The organism is Pseudomonas sp. DG56-2 (assembly GCF_004803755.1).
Taxonomy (GTDB): Bacteria; Pseudomonadota; Gammaproteobacteria; order Pseudomonadales; family Pseudomonadaceae; genus Aquipseudomonas; species Aquipseudomonas auratipiscis.
In genome coordinates, this window is the sequence record NZ_CP032311.1 from 759,698 (window position 1) to 774,302 (window position 14,605).

At 57.5% G+C, this 14,605-nt stretch carries 13 protein-coding genes and 2 tRNA genes; 14 read left to right on the forward strand and 1 reads right to left on the reverse strand.

All coding sequences use genetic code 11. The annotated features are described in order from the left end of the window. Positions 1-220: 220 nt before the first annotated feature. The 4 genes from carA (at position 221) to D3Z90_RS03550 (ending at position 5,582) form a co-directional block, all read left to right on the forward strand. Complete coding sequence (gene carA / locus D3Z90_RS03535; RefSeq protein ID WP_136474434.1) at positions 221-1,357, forward strand: glutamine-hydrolyzing carbamoyl-phosphate synthase small subunit; 1,137 nt, start codon at positions 221-223, stop codon at positions 1,355-1,357. A gap of 106 nt (positions 1,358-1,463) precedes the next feature. Next, positions 1,464-4,685, forward strand: a complete 3,222-nt coding sequence (carB, locus tag D3Z90_RS03540) for a carbamoyl-phosphate synthase large subunit (RefSeq protein ID WP_136474435.1) — start codon at positions 1,464-1,466, stop codon at positions 4,683-4,685. Further along, entirely contained in the window at positions 4,682-5,158 is a 477-nt protein-coding gene (greA, locus tag D3Z90_RS03545) for a transcription elongation factor GreA (RefSeq protein ID WP_136474436.1), read from the forward strand. Before carB ends, greA begins: the two co-directional genes overlap by 4 nt. After that, complete coding sequence (locus D3Z90_RS03550; RefSeq protein ID WP_178084170.1) at positions 5,136-5,582, forward strand: MFS transporter; 447 nt, start codon at positions 5,136-5,138, stop codon at positions 5,580-5,582. The genes greA and D3Z90_RS03550 overlap by 23 nt, the downstream gene beginning before the upstream one ends. Before the next feature lie 12 nt (positions 5,583-5,594). Here the strand turns inward: D3Z90_RS03550 and yhbY are convergent, their stop codons facing one another. Beyond that, the gene (gene yhbY, locus D3Z90_RS03555) at positions 5,595-5,903 is read right to left on the reverse strand and encodes a ribosome assembly RNA-binding protein YhbY (RefSeq protein WP_038606752.1); all 309 of its coding nucleotides are present in this window, start codon (positions 5,901-5,903) and stop codon (positions 5,595-5,597) included. Between the two features lie 101 nt (positions 5,904-6,004). Here yhbY and rlmE point away from each other — a divergent pair, with 101 nt between their 5' ends. The 10 genes from rlmE to nusA all read left to right on the forward strand — a co-directional run bounded on the left by rlmE (position 6,005) and on the right by nusA (position 14,585). Beyond that, positions 6,005-6,628 (forward strand): 23S rRNA (uridine(2552)-2'-O)-methyltransferase RlmE, encoded by a 624-nt coding sequence (rlmE, locus tag D3Z90_RS03560; protein WP_136474437.1) that lies wholly within the window; start codon positions 6,005-6,007, stop codon positions 6,626-6,628. A 212-nt stretch (positions 6,629-6,840) separates the two neighbouring features. Continuing rightward, complete coding sequence (ftsH, locus tag D3Z90_RS03565; protein WP_136478869.1) at positions 6,841-8,748, forward strand: ATP-dependent zinc metalloprotease FtsH; 1,908 nt, start codon at positions 6,841-6,843, stop codon at positions 8,746-8,748. 8 nt (positions 8,749-8,756) lie between these two features. Beyond that, positions 8,757-9,608 carry a dihydropteroate synthase gene (gene folP / locus D3Z90_RS03570; RefSeq protein WP_136474438.1) on the forward strand — a complete coding sequence of 284 codons (852 nt, stop codon included), beginning with the start codon at positions 8,757-8,759 and terminating at the stop codon, positions 9,606-9,608. A 16-nt stretch (positions 9,609-9,624) separates the two neighbouring features. Next, positions 9,625-10,965, forward strand: a complete 1,341-nt coding sequence (gene glmM, locus D3Z90_RS03575) for a phosphoglucosamine mutase (protein ID WP_136474439.1) — start codon at positions 9,625-9,627, stop codon at positions 10,963-10,965. A 66-nt stretch (positions 10,966-11,031) separates the two neighbouring features. Further along, on the forward strand, positions 11,032-11,787 hold the full coding sequence (gene tpiA / locus D3Z90_RS03580; RefSeq protein ID WP_136474440.1) for a triose-phosphate isomerase: 756 nt from the start codon (positions 11,032-11,034) through the stop codon (positions 11,785-11,787). Positions 11,788-11,790: 3 nt separating this feature from the next. Then, positions 11,791-12,177 (forward strand): preprotein translocase subunit SecG, encoded by a 387-nt coding sequence (gene secG / locus D3Z90_RS03585; RefSeq protein ID WP_136474441.1) that lies wholly within the window; start codon positions 11,791-11,793, stop codon positions 12,175-12,177. Between the two features lie 19 nt (positions 12,178-12,196). Then, positions 12,197-12,282: transfer RNA gene (locus tag D3Z90_RS03590), tRNA-Leu, on the forward strand. Positions 12,283-12,379: 97 nt separating this feature from the next. Continuing rightward, a tRNA-Met gene (locus D3Z90_RS03595) sits at positions 12,380-12,456 on the forward strand. Between the two features lie 129 nt (positions 12,457-12,585). Continuing rightward, positions 12,586-13,044: a ribosome maturation factor RimP gene (gene rimP, locus D3Z90_RS03600; protein ID WP_168198507.1), complete on the forward strand. Its 459-nt coding sequence runs from the start codon at positions 12,586-12,588 to the stop codon at positions 13,042-13,044. A 59-nt stretch (positions 13,045-13,103) separates the two neighbouring features. Beyond that, a complete protein-coding gene (gene nusA, locus D3Z90_RS03605) occupies positions 13,104-14,585 on the forward strand; it encodes a transcription termination factor NusA (protein ID WP_136474442.1) in 1,482 nt (493 codons plus the stop codon). Positions 14,586-14,605 lie beyond the last annotated feature (20 nt).

Below are 14,605 nucleotides of genomic sequence, written 5' to 3' on the forward strand. Positions count from 1 at the left end.
CTCCTACAGGTGTCTTGAAGTCCTGCTGTCGCATTCTTGCGCCTTTCAGGCACATCAGTGGTAGACCGAAAAAGCGTTTTTCTGTAAGCTACAGCTTTAGTGTGTCCACTAAAAGCGCGCAGATAATTCGACGAAGAAAGCGGGGTGACGTGTCTATACGTCATTCCGCTTTTTTGCAACCTGCGATCGCCCCTTCAGGCTTTATTTTTGGGAGGTCTTCTTGACTAAGCCAGCCATACTCGCCCTTGCCGATGGCAGCATTTTTCGCGGTGAGGCTATTGGAGCCGACGGTCAGACCGTTGGTGAGGTGGTGTTTAACACCGCAATGACCGGCTATCAGGAAATCCTGACTGACCCTTCGTATTCCCAACAGATCGTTACCCTGACCTATCCGCATATCGGTAATACCGGCACCACGCCGGAAGATGCCGAGTCCGATCGGGTCTGGTCGGCTGGCCTGGTCATTCGTGACTTGCCGCTGATCGCCAGCAACTGGCGTAACACCCTGTCGCTGTCCGACTACCTCAAGGCCAACAATGTGGTGGCCATTGCCGGTATCGACACGCGTCGCCTGACCCGCATCCTGCGTGAGAAGGGCGCGCAGAATGGATGCATTCTGGCCGGCGACAACATCACTGAAGAGGCAGCGATCGCGGCTGCTCGTGGCTTCCCGGGCCTCAAGGGCATGGACCTGGCCAAAGTTGTCAGCACCAAGTCCAGCTACGAATGGCGCTCCAGCGTCTGGGAACTGAAAACCGACAGCCACGCGACCATCGAAGCTGCCGACCTGCCTTACCACGTGGTCGCCTACGACTACGGCGTCAAGCTGAACATCCTGCGCATGCTGGTCGCTCGCGGTTGCCGCCTTACCGTTGTGCCGGCGCAAACCCCGGCCAGCGAAGTATTGGCGCTCAACCCGGATGGCGTGTTCCTGTCCAACGGCCCTGGTGATCCGGAGCCATGCGACTACGCCATCCAGGCGATCAAAGAAATTCTGGAAACCGAGATCCCGGTTTTCGGTATCTGCCTGGGCCACCAACTGCTGGCGCTGGCTTCCGGCGCCAAGACCGTCAAGATGGGCCACGGTCACCACGGTGCCAACCACCCAGTCCAGGATCTGGACACCGGTGTGGTCATGATCACCAGCCAGAACCACGGTTTTGCCGTCGACGAAGCAACCCTGCCGGCCAACGTTCGCCCAATTCACAAGTCGCTGTTCGACGGTACCCTGCAAGGTATCGAGCGCACCGACAAGAGCGCGTTCAGCTTCCAGGGTCACCCTGAGGCAAGCCCAGGCCCGACCGACGTCGCGCCATTGTTCGACCGTTTCATCGATGCCATGGCCAAGCGCCGCTGAGCATCTGGCGAGAAGGCCCTGAACCGGTGCAAGCCGCGTTCAGGCGCCGCCCCCAAGATTGTTCAATGCGGCTTGCCGACTGACCTGCGGAATTGAGTGACAACCCATGCCAAAACGTACAGACATTAAAAGCATCCTGATTCTCGGCGCTGGCCCGATCGTTATCGGCCAGGCCTGTGAATTCGACTACTCCGGCGCCCAGGCTTGCAAAGCCCTGCGCGAAGAGGGTTACCGCGTCATCCTGGTGAACTCCAACCCGGCCACCATCATGACCGACCCGGCCATGGCCGACGCTACCTATATCGAGCCGATCAAGTGGCAGACCGTTGCCAAGATCATCGAGAAAGAGCGTCCAGACGCGCTGCTGCCGACCATGGGTGGCCAGACGGCCTTGAACTGCGCACTGGATCTGGAGCGCGAAGGCGTTCTGGAAAAGTTCGGCGTGGAAATGATCGGTGCCAATGCTGACACCATCGACAAGGCCGAAGACCGCTCGCGTTTCGACAAGGCGATGAAGGCTATCGGCCTTGAGTGCCCGCGCTCCGGTATCGCCCACAGCATGGAAGAAGCCAACGCAGTGCTCGAGAAGCTCGGCTTCCCGTGCATCATCCGTCCGTCCTTTACCATGGGCGGCACGGGTGGCGGTATTGCTTACAACCGTGAAGAGTTCGAAGAAATCTGTGCCCGTGGTCTGGACCTGTCGCCGACCAAGGAACTGCTGATCGACGAGTCGCTGATCGGCTGGAAAGAGTACGAGATGGAAGTGGTCCGCGACAAAAAGGACAACTGCATCATCGTCTGCTCCATCGAGAACTTCGACCCGATGGGCGTGCACACCGGTGACTCGATCACCGTCGCTCCAGCACAGACCCTGACCGACAAGGAATACCAGATCATGCGCAACGCCTCGCTGGCGGTGCTGCGTGAGATCGGCGTTGAAACCGGTGGTTCCAACGTTCAGTTCGGCATCTGTCCGAATACCGGTCGTATGGTCGTGATCGAGATGAACCCGCGGGTATCGCGTTCTTCGGCCCTGGCGTCGAAAGCCACCGGTTTCCCGATCGCCAAGATCGCTGCCAAGCTGGCCATTGGTTACACCTTGGATGAGCTGCAGAACGACATCACTGGCGGTCGTACCCCAGCGTCTTTCGAGCCGTCCATCGACTACGTCGTGACCAAGCTGCCGCGTTTCGCCTTCGAAAAATTCCCGAAAGCTGATGCCCGCCTGACCACCCAGATGAAATCCGTGGGTGAAGTCATGGCGATTGGTCGCACCTTCCAGGAATCTCTGCAGAAAGCACTGCGCGGTCTGGAAGTCGGTGTATGTGGCCTGGATCCGAAAGTCGATCTGGCTTCGCCGGAAGCTGCAAGCATTCTCAAACGCGAGCTCACCGTTCCAGGCGCCGAGCGTATCTGGTACGTGGCTGACGCCATGCGTTCGGGTATGACTGTCGACGAAATCTTCGACCTGACCATGATCGACCGCTGGTTCCTGGTACAGATGGAAGACCTGATCAAGGAAGAAGAGAAGGTCAAGACCCTGGCGCTGTCGGCTATCGACAAAGACCTGATGCTGCGCCTCAAGCGCAAAGGCTTCTCCGATCAGCGTCTGGCCAAGCTGCTGGGCATTACCGACAAGAACCTGCGTCGTCACCGCCACAAGCTTGAAGTGTTCCCGGTCTACAAGCGCGTTGACACCTGCGCCGCCGAGTTCGCAACTGATACCGCCTACCTGTACTCGACCTATGAGGAAGAGTGCGAAGCCAATCCGTCGACCCGTGACAAGATCATGATCCTCGGTGGCGGCCCTAACCGTATCGGTCAGGGTATCGAGTTCGACTACTGCTGCGTACACGCGGCATTGGCTCTGCGTGAAGACGGGTACGAGACCATCATGGTCAACTGCAACCCGGAAACCGTCTCCACCGACTACGACACCTCCGACCGTCTGTACTTCGAACCGCTGACGCTGGAAGACGTGCTGGAAGTGGTACGGGTCGAGAAGCCGAAAGGTGTGATCGTCCACTACGGTGGCCAGACCCCGCTGAAACTCGCTCGCGCCCTGGAAGAAGCCGGCGTACCGATCATCGGTACCAGCCCTGATGCCATCGACCGCGCTGAAGACCGTGAGCGTTTCCAGCAGATGGTTCAGCGCCTGAACCTGCTGCAGCCGCCAAACGCCACCGTGCGCAGCGAAGACGAAGCCATTCGTGCTGCCGGTGTGATCGGTTACCCGCTGGTGGTACGTCCTTCCTACGTGCTGGGCGGTCGCGCCATGGAGATCGTCTACGAACTGGACGAGCTCAAGCGCTACCTGCGTGAAGCGGTGCAAGTGTCCAACGACAGTCCGGTACTGCTTGACCACTTCCTCAACTGCGCCATCGAGATGGACGTGGATGCGGTCTGCGACGGTACTGACGTGGTTATCGGCGCGATCATGCAGCACATCGAACAGGCGGGTGTTCACTCCGGTGACTCGGCGTGCTCGCTGCCGCCTTACTCGCTGCCAGCCCATGTTCAGGACGAAGTCCGTGAACAGGTCAAGAAAATGGCCCTGGAGTTGGGCGTTGTCGGCCTGATGAACGTCCAGCTGGCCCTGCAGGGTGACAAGATCTACGTGATCGAGGTCAACCCGCGTGCTTCGCGTACCGTGCCATTCGTTTCCAAGTGCATCGGTACGTCCCTGGCGATGATCGCTGCGCGCGTAATGGCTGGCAAATCGCTCAAGGAAATCGGCTTCACCAAGGAAATCATTCCTAACTTCTACAGCGTCAAGGAAGCGGTGTTCCCGTTCGCCAAATTCCCGGGTGTTGACCCGATCCTCGGCCCAGAGATGAAATCCACGGGTGAAGTCATGGGTGTGGGCGATAGCTTCGGTGAAGCCTTTGCCAAAGCCCAGATGGGTGCCAGTGAAGTGCTGCCGACCGGCGGTACTGCGTTCATCAGCGTGCGTGACGACGACAAGCCACAGGTGGCCGGTGTCGCTCGTGACCTGATCGCCCTGGGCTTCGAGGTGGTTGCCACTGTCGGCACTGCCAAGCTGATCGAAGCGGCTGGCTTGAAAGTGCGCCGCGTGAACAAAGTGACTGAAGGTCGTCCGCACGTGGTCGACATGATCAAGAACGACGAAGTGTCGCTGATCATCAACACCACCGAAGGTCGTCAGTCGATCGCTGACTCCTACTCAATTCGTCGCAATGCGTTGCAGCACAAGATCTACTGCACCACCACCATTGCGGCCGGTGAAGCTATCTGCGAAGCGTTGAAGTTCGGTCCGGAAAAGACCGTTCGCCGCTTGCAGGATCTCCATGCAGGACTCAAGGCATGACTAAATACCCAATGACCGTCCAGGGCTTCAAGGCCCTGGAAGAGGAGCACGCCTTTCTGAGCAAGGTCGAGCGTCCACGCTTGAGCCAGGCTATCGGTGAGGCGCGCGAGCTTGGTGACCTCAAGGAAAACGCCGAATACCACGCTGCTCGTGAAGAGCAGGGCATGGTCGAGGCGCGTATCCGTGACATCGAAGGTCGTCTGCAGAACTCGGTGGTGATTGACGTCACCACCATCGCTCATACCGGCAAGGTGATCTTCGGTACTACCGTTGAAATCGCCAATGTCGAGACTGACGAGAGCGTGAAGTACAAGATCGTTGGCGAAGATGAAGCTGATATCAAGGCCGGCAAATTGTCGGTCGGCTCGCCCATTGCCCGCGCCTTGATGGGTAAGGAAGAGGGTGACGTGGTAGCGGTTAAAACGCCTAGCGGTCTGGTTGAGTACGAGATTGTCGAAGTCGCACATATCTGATCGTCGCCGCGGCTTTGCCGCGGCCACGGTAATCTGGCAACTGACTCAGGTGTTCTGGGTCGGTGGCCTGTGGATGTTGCATTTCGGTCTGCTGCCGGCGTTGGGCAAGATAGGCCTGGCGCCATTGCTGATCGAAGATATCGGCAGCCTGATGGCATCACTACTGGTGGCGTTTGCGGCGTTTTGCGCGGGCGTACAAAGTGTGGTGCTGGTTCAGGCGCAGGGCTTGTCCAGTATTTGGCGGGACGTGCGTGGTCAGCTACTGCTAATGGCGATGCTGGCGTGTGTGGCGTATTTCGCCGTGCGCGTGGGATTGCCTCAGGAACTGCGCTGGCAATTGTTCTGCTATCTGGTGCTGGGCTTGACCGGCTTGTTGCTGGTCATGCAGCCCGTGCCGGGCAGGGCGCGCCAGGCGCGCCACTGACCGGGGCGAACATCACTTGTAGCGATGGATGTTCGAAAGCTGCTTGTTTGGCTGTGGGTTGCGGCGGTAGATCAGCGCTTTTTTGCCGATGGTCTGTACCAGTTCGGCGCGACCGGCCTTGCACAGTGCAGCGATTGCGGCAGCACGTTCTTCACGATCTTCCGAGCGAATCTCTACCTTGATCAACTCGTGATCAGCCAGAGCGCGTTCGAGTTCGGCGATAACGCCCTCAGTCAGCCCATTGCCTGCCACAATCAGAACTGGTTTCAGATCGTGGCCAATGGATTTGTACTGTTTCTTCTGCTCGTTATTGAGCGGCATAATCTGACCCTTGTGTCTGATTCTGTAAAAATGGCGGCCATTTTACCCGAGGGCCCGTGGATCCGCCCAGTTAATCACGACCCTAATCATCGAGGTGCCCAGTGGCGCGTTCCAAGACAAGCCTTGGCTGGCTAAAAGAACACTTCAACGATCCTTACGTCAAAAAGGCGCAAAAGGACGGATATCGCTCGCGTGCGAGCTATAAATTGCTGGAAATTCAGGAAAAGTACCGGATTATCCGCCCAGGTATGAGCGTAGTCGACTTGGGTGCAGCCCCAGGTGGCTGGTCTCAGGTCACCAGTCGTCTGATTGGTGGTCAGGGCCGGTTGATTGCATCGGACATCCTGGAAATGGACAGCATTCCGGATGTGACCTTTGTTCAGGGTGACTTCACGCAGGATGAAGTGCTGGCTCAGATTCTCGAGGCGGTAGGTAATTCACATGTGGACCTTGTGATTTCCGATATGGCCCCCAATATGAGTGGTACGCCTGCTGTGGATATTCCCAAGGCCATGTTTCTCTGCGAACTGGCCCTTGATCTGGCGACCCGGGTACTCAAGCCGGGTGGCGATTTTCTGATCAAGATCTTCCAGGGCGAAGGTTTCGACGTTTATCTGAAGGACGCTCGTCAGAAATTCGACAAGGTCCAGATGCTTAAACCTGATTCATCGCGTGATCGCTCCCGTGAGCAGTACTTGCTGGCGCGGGGCTATAAAGGCGAGTAAGGCTTCAGGCCGGTGGCTTTCAGGGTATTCGATAGTTTTTTCCAATCGGATGTCATGCCTGACCTGGACGAACATCGTGTAGTCTAGGTTTCACAAAGGGTTACAGACGGCGCCTGCAGATGTGTAGGTTATGTAGTAAGTTAAGCCGGTGAATATCATGCGAGGCACGGCTGCGCCGTCAGCCGGCTTCAGAGGGTAGCTAATTGAACGATATGGCAAAGAACTTGATCCTGTGGTTGATCATCGCAGCCGTCCTGGTGACGGTGATGAACAACTTCTCCAGCCCGAATGAGCCGCAGACCCTCAACTATTCCGACTTCATTCAGCAGGTCAAGGATGGCAAGGTCGAGCGCGTTGCGGTCGATGGCTATGTCATCACCGGCAAGCGAACCGATGGCGACAGCTTCAAGACCATCCGTCCGGCAATTCAGGACAATGGCCTGATCGGTGACCTGGTCGACAATCACGTTGTGGTCGAAGGCAAGCAGCCTGAGCAGCAGTCCATCTGGACGCAACTGCTGGTGGCAAGCTTCCCGATCCTGGTGATCATTGCTGTATTCATGTTTTTCATGCGCCAGATGCAAGGTGGTGCAGGTGGCAAGGGCGGGCCGATGAGTTTCGGCAAGAGCAAGGCGCGCCTGTTGTCGGAAGATCAGGTCAAGACCACCCTGGCCGATGTCGCAGGTTGCGATGAAGCCAAGGAAGAAGTCGGTGAGCTGGTCGAGTTCCTGCGCGATCCGGGCAAGTTCCAGCGCCTGGGTGGCCGTATTCCCCGTGGCGTGTTGATGGTCGGTCCTCCGGGTACCGGTAAAACCTTGCTGGCCAAGGCAATTGCCGGCGAAGCCAAGGTGCCGTTCTTCACCATCTCCGGTTCGGACTTCGTCGAAATGTTCGTTGGTGTGGGTGCCAGCCGTGTTCGCGACATGTTCGAACAGGCCAAGAAACACGCCCCTTGCATTATCTTCATCGACGAGATCGATGCTGTTGGTCGTCACCGTGGCGCCGGCATGGGTGGTGGTCACGATGAGCGCGAGCAGACGCTCAACCAGTTGCTGGTTGAGATGGACGGCTTCGAAATGAACGACGGTATTATCGTCATCGCTGCCACCAACCGTCCTGACGTACTCGACCCGGCACTGCTGCGTCCTGGTCGTTTTGACCGCCAGGTTGTGGTCGGACTGCCGGATATCCGCGGTCGTGAGCAAATCCTCAAAGTACATATGCGCAAAGTGCCGGTCGGCGAGAACGTCAATCCAGCTGTGATTGCGCGTGGTACGCCTGGCTTCTCCGGCGCCGACCTGGCCAACCTGGTCAACGAGGCGTCGCTGTTCGCTGCGCGTGGTGGCAAGCGCGTCGTCGAAATGAAAGAGTTCGAACTGGCCAAAGACAAGATCATGATGGGCGCTGAGCGCAAGACCATGGTCATGTCCGAGAAAGAGAAGCGTAATACCGCCTATCACGAAGCAGGTCATGCCATTGTCGGTCGTGTCGTGCCTGAGCATGATCCGGTCTACAAGGTGTCGATCATTCCTCGTGGCCGTGCCTTGGGCGTTACCATGTTCCTGCCTGAGGAAGACCGTTACAGCCTGTCCAAGCGCGCGTTGATCAGTCAGATCTGCTCGTTGTATGGCGGCCGTATCGCCGAGGAAATGACACTTGGTTTCGACGGTGTAACCACCGGTGCCTCCAACGACATCATGCGCGCCAGCCAGATAGCGCGGAACATGGTCACCAAATGGGGCCTTTCCGAGAAACTGGGTCCGCTGATGTACGCCGAGGAAGAAGGCGAGGTGTTCCTGGGTCGCAGTGCCGGCTCCCAGCACGCCAGCGTTTCCGGCGAAACGGCCAAGCTGATTGACTCCGAGGTGCGCAGCATCATCGATCAGTGCTACGCCACCGCCAAGCAGATCCTCACCGATAACCGTGACAAGCTCGACGCCATGGCGGACGCCTTGATGAAGTACGAAACCATCGATGCCGAACAGATCGACGACATCATGGCCGGTCGTACCCCGCGTGAGCCGCGAGATTGGGAAGGTGGGTCAGGCACTTCGGGCACCCCTGCGCAACAGGGTGATCGTCCGGAATCGCCGATCGGCGGCCCAGCGGCACAAATCTAAGGGCTCTTATGACCTCACAGCAGTACCCAACCCGGTTGCCTTGCGGCAACCGGGTTCTTGATTTGTCCCGTACCCATGTCATGGGTATTCTCAATATCACGCCTGATTCCTTTTCCGACGGTGGCCGCTTCAACCAGCGGGATGCAGCCTTGCGCCATGCTCAAGCAATGGTCGCTGCCGGTGCCACCCTGATCGATATCGGTGGCGAATCCACTCGACCTGGCGCCCGTGCGGTTTCTGCGCTTGAAGAGCTCGAGCGGGTCGCGCCCATGGTCGAAGCGATCAATCGCGAGTTGGATGTCATTATCTCGGTCGATACCTCGACGCCCGCGGTCATTCGCGAGTCGGCCAGACTCGGTGCCGGATTGATCAATGACGTGCGCTCACTCAGTCGCGATGGTGCCCTCGATGCGGCTGCGGCAACCGGCTTGCCGGTTTGCCTCATGCACATGCGGGGCGAACCCGGCGATATGCAGGACAATCCGCATTACCAGGATGTCACCGCTGAAGTAGCGAGCTATCTTGAACAAAGGATGGCGGCCTGCGCGGCGGTGGGTATCGAGGCCGACAAGATCATCCTCGATCCCGGCTTTGGCTTTGCCAAGACGCTTGCGCACAACCTCAGCCTGTTCAAGCACATGGAAGCCCTCTATCGCCTGGGGCGGCCATTGCTGGTTGGTGTATCGCGCAAGAGTATGATCGGGCAGACCCTCGATCGTCCGGTCGAACAGCGGCTTTACGGCAGCCTTGCTCTGGCTGCGCTGGCGATGACCAAGGGTGCAAGCATCCTGCGTGTTCATGATGTCGCCGAAACCGCAGATGTAGTGCGAATGATTGCAGCGGTGCAAGCCGCAGAATAAGTGTGATGGAGCATCTATGAGCAAAAAATACTTTGGGACCGACGGTATTCGTGGTCGCGTTGGTGAGTACCCGATCACCCCGGATTTCATGCTCAAGCTCGGTTGGGCGGCAGGCATGGCCTTTCGCAAGCAGGGTGCTTGCCGGGTGCTGGTTGGCAAGGACACGCGTATTTCCGGCTACATGTTTGAATCTGCCCTGGAAGCCGGTTTGTCTGCCGCCGGTGCAGACGTCATGCTCCTCGGGCCGATGCCAACGCCGGCTATTGCCTACCTGACCCGCACATTCCATGCTGAAGCAGGCATCGTTATCAGTGCCTCGCACAATCCTCATGACGATAACGGCATCAAATTTTTCTCCGGGCAGGGTACCAAGCTGCCGGACGATATCGAGCTGATGATCGAAGAGTTGCTCGATCAGCCGATGACCGTGGTCGAGTCGAGCAAGCTGGGCAAGGTTTCACGAATCAACGACGCTGCCGGGCGCTATATCGAATTCTGCAAGAGCAGCGTGCCGACCAGCACCGATTTCGCCGGACTCAAGCTGGTTGTCGACTGTGCTCATGGCGCTACCTACAAGGTTGCCCCAAGCGTGTTTCGTGAGCTTGGCGCCAATGTCACCGTGCTGTCGGCGCAGCCGGACGGCCTGAACATCAATGAGAACTGTGGATCGACCCATATCGAGTCGCTGCAGGCGGCTGTGTTGGTGGGGCATGCAGACCTGGGCATTGCCTTCGACGGTGATGGTGACCGGGTACTGATGGTCGATCACACCGGGGCCATTGTCGACGGCGACGAGCTGTTGTACATCATTGCTCGCGATCTGCATGAGCGCGACAAGCTCAAAGGCGGGGTGGTTGGCACCCTGATGAGTAACCTGGGTCTGGAGCTTGCGCTCAAGGATCTGGATATTCCGTTCGTGCGTGCCAAGGTTGGCGACCGTTACGTGATGGCCGAGCTGCTGGAGCGTGAATGGGTTCTCGGCGGCGAAAACTCGGGGCACGTCGTATGTTTCAGTCACACCACTACAGGTGATGCGATCATTGCAGCGTTGCAGGTGTTGATGGCCCTCAGGCGCCGCGGTGAGACCCTCGCACAGGCCCGCCAGTCGCTGCGCAAATGCCCGCAGGTGTTGATCAATGTGCGCTTTGGCGCAAGCAAGGTCGACCCACTGGAGCACCCTGCCGTGAAAGAAGCCAGTGCCCGGGTAACCGAGGAAATGGGTGGGCGTGGGCGCGTGTTGTTGCGCAAGTCCGGTACAGAGCCATTGGTGCGTGTCATGGTCGAAGGCGACGATGAAAACCAGGTTCGCGCGCACGCTGAAGCCCTGGCAAAACTGGTAAGTGAAGTTTGCGTTTGAAATACGCTTGCCAGCAGTGATCGGGTTGGGTAACATCTGCGCCCACTTTGACCGACGAGGTACAGCATGCGTCGCCGTATGGTAGCTGGTAACTGGAAGATGCACGGTACCCGCGCCAGCGTCGCTGAGCTGATCAAGGGCTTAAGTAATCTGGCCCTGCCGAGCGGTGTCGAGGTCGCGGTGTTTCCTCCCTCGCTGTACATCAGCCAAGTGGTTGATGGGTTGCAGGGTAAGTCGATCACCGTTGGCGCTCAGAATTCTGCGGTACAGCCTGAGCAAGGCGCGTTGACTGGTGAAATTGCACCGAGTCAGTTAGCTGAAGCAGGTTGCGAGCTGGTATTGATTGGGCACTCGGAGCGCCGCCAGATCATTGGCGAGAACGACGAAGTTCTCAATCGCAAGTTCGCTGCAGCACAGGCTTGTGGTTTAAGGCCAGTGCTCTGTGTAGGGGAAACCCTCGAAGAGCGCGAAGCGGGAAGAACGCTTGAGATTGTAGGGCGTCAGCTGGGTAGCATCATCGAGCAGTTCGGTGTTGCAGCCTTCGCCAAAGCGGTGATTGCCTATGAGCCTGTATGGGCCATTGGTACAGGGCTGACAGCCACGCCACAGCAAGCGCAGGATGTGCACGCAGCCATCCGCGCCCAACTGGCGGCAGAGAATCCTGAAGTAGCACAGAATGTGCAACTTCTATACGGCGGCAGCGTGAAGGCGGCCAATGCGGCTGAGCTGTTCGGCATGCCGGATATCGATGGGGGGCTCATAGGTGGAGCTTCCCTGAACGCAGACGAATTCGGTGCAATTTGTCGCGCCGCAGGAAACTGAAAAATGCTGGAAACAGTCGTAGTAGTTTTTCATCTGTTGGGCGCACTGGGTTTGGTAGTGCTGGTGTTGTTGCAACAGGGTAAAGGTGCGGAAGCGGGTGCATCTTTCGGCGCAGGTGCTTCAAATACTGTGTTCGGAAGCCAAGGTTCTGCTACCTTTCTTAGTAAGTTTACTGCTATACTAGCTGCCTCTTTCTTCTTAACTGCTCTTGGGTTAGGATACTTTGCTAAAGAGAAAGCTCATGAGCTGACTCAAGTAGGGTTGCCAGATCCAGCGGTACTGGAAGTGAAGCAGCAAAAACCGGCAACAGATGATGTACCGGTGCTCCAAGAGCAAAAGGGCGCCGCCACTAACACTGGCGATGTTCCTCCCGCTCAAGAGCAGAAGTAACGGGTTTCAAAGTAGTATTGCCGAGGTGGTGGAATTGGTAGACACGCAACCTTGAGGTGGTTGTGCCCATAGGGTGTAGGGGTTCGAGTCCCCTTCTCGGTACCAATTGAAACAAGATAGCCCGCTACAGCGGGCTTTCTTGTAGGTGGAGGTTAGATTGACCCTGATAGGGTTCGGTCGTATACTTTCGCCCCAGCTTTGTCGCGGGGTGGAGCAGTCTGGTAGCTCGTCGGGCTCATAACCCGAAGGTCGTTGGTTCAAATCCAGCCCCCGCAACCAGTATCAGCGGAGCCCCTATTTCAGGGGCTTTTTCTTGGCTGAACAGTCATAGCGCCGGTATTCAACGGCGTTTCAGGGATGGGCGCTTTGCCCATTTTTTATTTGCATAGCATGCACGAGGGGGTTCAGGTGTCGAGCAAGCTAGAACAGTTGCAGGCCTTGTTGGCCCCGGTGGTCGAGGCTCTTGGCTATCAATGCTGGGGGATCGAATTCATCTCTCAAGGCAAACATTCGGTACTGCGTATTTATATCGATAAAGAGGATGGAATCCTGGTTGATGACTGCGCGATTGTCAGTCGTCAAATCAGCGGTGTCCTTGATGTCGAAGATCCGATCAGTTCCGAATATACCCTTGAAGTGTCCTCTCCTGGCATGGAACGCCCACTGTTCACTTTGGAACAGTACGCTTCGCATGCCGGCGAACAAGTTAAGATCAAGCTGCGTACGCCCTTTGAAGGTCGTCGTAACTTTCAGGGCCTTCTCCGTGGCGTGGAGGAGCAGGATGTGGTCGTTCAAGTTGATGATCAAGAATTCCTGTTGCCGATCGATTCGATCGACAAGGCCAACATTATTCCCAGTTTTGACTGAGACGTGCCGGATCCCGCGGACCGCGCGGATCCAATGGCTTGCGAAAGGCGAGGCGTACGATGAGCAAAGAAGTACTGCTGGTTGTTGAGTCGGTATCCAACGAAAAAGGCGTACCGGCCGGCGTAATTTTTGAAGCGCTGGAAGTGGCTCTGGCCACTGCAACCAAAAAGCGTTTTGACGACGAAGTAGACCTGCGTGTGGAAATCAACCGCCACACCGGTAGCTACGAAACCTTCCGTCGTTGGACGGTCGTCGAAGAGGCGGATCTGGATGATCCAGCAATCGAAGTCTGGCCGGCGAAGATCAAGGATTCTCATCCTGAAGCTAAAGTCGGCGACGTAATCGAAGAGAAGATCGAATCGATCGAGTTCGGTCGCATTGCCGCCCAGACCGCCAAGCAAGTCATCGTCCAGAAGGTCCGTGAAGCCGAGCGTGCGCAAGTGGTAGATGCCTACCGCGAACGTCTGGGCGAGATCATCTCTGGCACGGTCAAGAAGGTTACTCGAGACAACGTCATCGTTGACCTGGGCAACAACGCTGAAGCGCTGTTGGCCCGTGAAGACATCATCTCTCGCGAGACTTTCCGTGTAGGTGTGCGTCTGCGCGCCCTGCTCAAGGAAATTCGCACCGAGAACCGTGGCCCGCAGCTGATCCTGTCGCGTACTGCGCCACAGATGCTGATCGAGCTTTTCCGCATCGAAGTGCCGGAAATTGCCGAGGGCCTGATCGAAGTTATGGCCGCGTCCCGTGATCCGGGTTCGCGCGCCAAAATCGCCGTACGCTCCAAGGACAAACGCATCGACCCACAAGGTGCCTGTATCGGCATGCGTGGTTCGCGTGTCCAGGCAGTGTCCGGTGAACTGGGCGGCGAACGTGTGGATATCGTCCTGTGGGATGATAACCCTGCGCAGTTCGTCATCAACGCAATGTCGCCGGCTGAAGTCGCGGCGATCATCGTCGATGAAGATGCCCACGCCATGGACATCGCAGTGGGCGCCGATAACCTGGCCCAGGCGATCGGTCGTGGCGGCCAGAACGTGCGTCTTGCCAGCCAGTTGACCGGCTGGACCCTGAACGTGATGACCGAGTCGGACATCCAGGCCAAGCAGCAAGCTGAAACCGGTGACATCCTGCGCAACTTCATCGACGAGCTGGAAGTCGACGAAGAGCTGGCCCAGGTGCTGGTCGATGAAGGCTTCACCAGCCTGGAAGAGATTGCCTACGTACCGTTGGAAGAAATGCTCAACATCGACGGCTTTGACGAAGAAATCGTCAACGAGCTTCGTGCTCGCGCCAAGGATCGCTTGTTGACCAAAGCCATCGCTACTGAGGAAAAGCTGGCAGACGCCCATCCGGCCGAAGACCTGCTCTCGCTTGAGGGTATGGACAAGGATTTGGCGATGGAACTGGCGGTGCGCGGCGTAGTTACCCGCGAAGACCTGGCCGAGCAGTCGATTGACGACCTGCTCGACATCGACGGCATCGACGAAGAGCGTGCCGGCAAGTTGATCATGGCCGCCCGAGCCCATTGGTTCGAGTAATTAGGCGCGGCCTGAGGAGA

Excerpts from the sequence above, each read along its gene's own strand:
- carB (WP_136474435.1), top strand. The coding sequence starts at position 1,464 with ATGCCAAAACGTACAGACATTAAAAGCATCCTGATTCTCGGCGCTGGC.
- greA (WP_136474436.1), top strand. The coding sequence starts at position 4,682 with ATGACTAAATACCCAATGACCGTCCAGGGCTTCAAGGCCCTGGAAGAG.
- yhbY (WP_038606752.1), bottom strand. The coding sequence starts at position 5,903 with ATGCCGCTCAATAACGAGCAGAAGAAACAGTACAAATCCATTGGCCAC.
- ftsH (WP_136478869.1), top strand. The coding sequence starts at position 6,841 with ATGGCAAAGAACTTGATCCTGTGGTTGATCATCGCAGCCGTCCTGGTG.
- folP (WP_136474438.1), top strand. The coding sequence starts at position 8,757 with ATGACCTCACAGCAGTACCCAACCCGGTTGCCTTGCGGCAACCGGGTT.
- glmM (WP_136474439.1), top strand. The coding sequence starts at position 9,625 with ATGAGCAAAAAATACTTTGGGACCGACGGTATTCGTGGTCGCGTTGGT.
- tpiA (WP_136474440.1), top strand. The coding sequence starts at position 11,032 with ATGCGTCGCCGTATGGTAGCTGGTAACTGGAAGATGCACGGTACCCGC.
- secG (WP_136474441.1), top strand. The coding sequence starts at position 11,791 with ATGCTGGAAACAGTCGTAGTAGTTTTTCATCTGTTGGGCGCACTGGGT.
- nusA (WP_136474442.1), top strand. The coding sequence starts at position 13,104 with ATGAGCAAAGAAGTACTGCTGGTTGTTGAGTCGGTATCCAACGAAAAA.